At 38.3% G+C, this 1459-nt stretch carries 1 protein-coding gene; it reads right to left on the minus strand.

Translation table 11 applies throughout. The features are described from left to right. Positions 1-118: 118 nt before the first annotated feature. Entirely contained in the window at positions 119-1288 is a 1170-nt protein-coding gene (locus ACRBG0_RS28620) for an IS481 family transposase (protein WP_431490239.1), read from the minus strand. Positions 1289-1459: the final 171 nt, after the last annotated feature.

Below are 1459 nucleotides of genomic sequence, written 5' to 3' on the forward strand. Positions count from 1 at the left end.
TGCTACTAAGCTGGCAATCAACATCTAAGAAATAGTGAAAATGATAAGACACTTGGTTCTTTTGAACCAAGTGTCTTATGTGTAATAGCCACGACTTGATCTGACAGTCAGCTGTATTTTAGTTAGGTTGATTTGTCAGATTCGTGTTAATTTTATTAGGCTCCCGCTGCGCATCATCCTCTTTAGCCAACACCCCATTTTTGCTGCTTAGCGGGGGATTGTCTAAAGAAGATGCTGCATCCACTCGCCAAGGTAACTGATCAATTTGTTTTTCCAAAGCTAAATGTTTTGATTCCATAAAAGTCTGCCATGGTGTTTTTCCATAGCAGTGCTTACCAGAATGGGTTCGTTCCTTGTTATACCATTCGATCCATTGATCTAATTCGAGTTGTAATTCTTCGATAGATGTAAAGACTTTCTTACGGAAAACAATGGCATAAAATTCATCTTGAATAGTCCGATGAAAACGTTCACAAATACCGTTAGTTTGTGGCGATTTAGCTTTCGTTTTAGTATGATCAATATCCTCCAAATCTAGATATAACTGATAAGGATGTGTTTCTATTTTTCCACAATATTCTGTTCCTCGATCGGTTAACATACGTAACAATCGGACTTCATGTTCTTCATAGATTGGCACTACTTTGTCATTGAGTAAATCAGCGGCTGTAATAGCATCTTTGGATGGATATAACTTGGCTTGAGCTACCTTACAATAGGTGTCTATATAGGTTTGTTGGTAAATTCGGCCTACTCCCTTAACTGTTCCTACATAGTAGGTATCCTGACTGCCAAGGTAGCCAGGATGATGGGTTTCAATTTCTCCTTTAGCCACTTTTTCTTCCTTGGCTCGTTCCATGGCAACTAACTGTGATTCAGTTAAAATTATACCCTCTTGTGCTACCTTAGCTTCTAAGGCTTTAAGGCGCCTTTTAAAGGTTTGTAAATCATTACGCAACCAAATGCTGCGAACACCTCCTGCGGATATTGTTACCCCTTTTTTAGCTAATTCATTACTGGCTCTTTGTTGTCCATAGGCTGGGTACTCAATGGCGATCGCTTTAACTTGTTCTTCTATGTGTGGATCAACCCTATTTCTTACATTCGGTTTACGTCTAGATAGCTCTTGAAGAGCAGCCTCTCCTCCAGTATCATACAATTCTTTGATTCGGTAATAGCTATCTCGTGAGTAGCCCATCGTTCGGCAGGCCTGCGATACATTGTTTAAATGTGTCGCCAATTTTAATAATCCTAGCTTAGTTTTGATTAACTTGTCTTGCGTAGTCATGATAAAACTTGTTTTGTGATTTAAAGTGTCCTAACTCTAAATTAACTAAACTGTCAGTTTTTATCGTGACTACTACAACTTATACCAAAAACAACAAGCCCCAATCCGAGTACAACAATTTTCCAAGTTTTTACTGCCCTCATTTTTTGTTTTAAGAACTTACTATACAAT

This window comes from Lewinella sp. (assembly GCF_050633125.1).
Lineage (GTDB): Bacteria > Bacteroidota > Bacteroidia > Chitinophagales > Saprospiraceae > Lewinella.

What these genes read in the sequence shown, in the direction of transcription:
- ACRBG0_RS28620 (WP_431490239.1), bottom strand. Translation starts at nt 1,288, where the DNA reads ATGACTACGCAAGACAAGTTAATCAAAACTAAGCTAGGATTATTAAAA.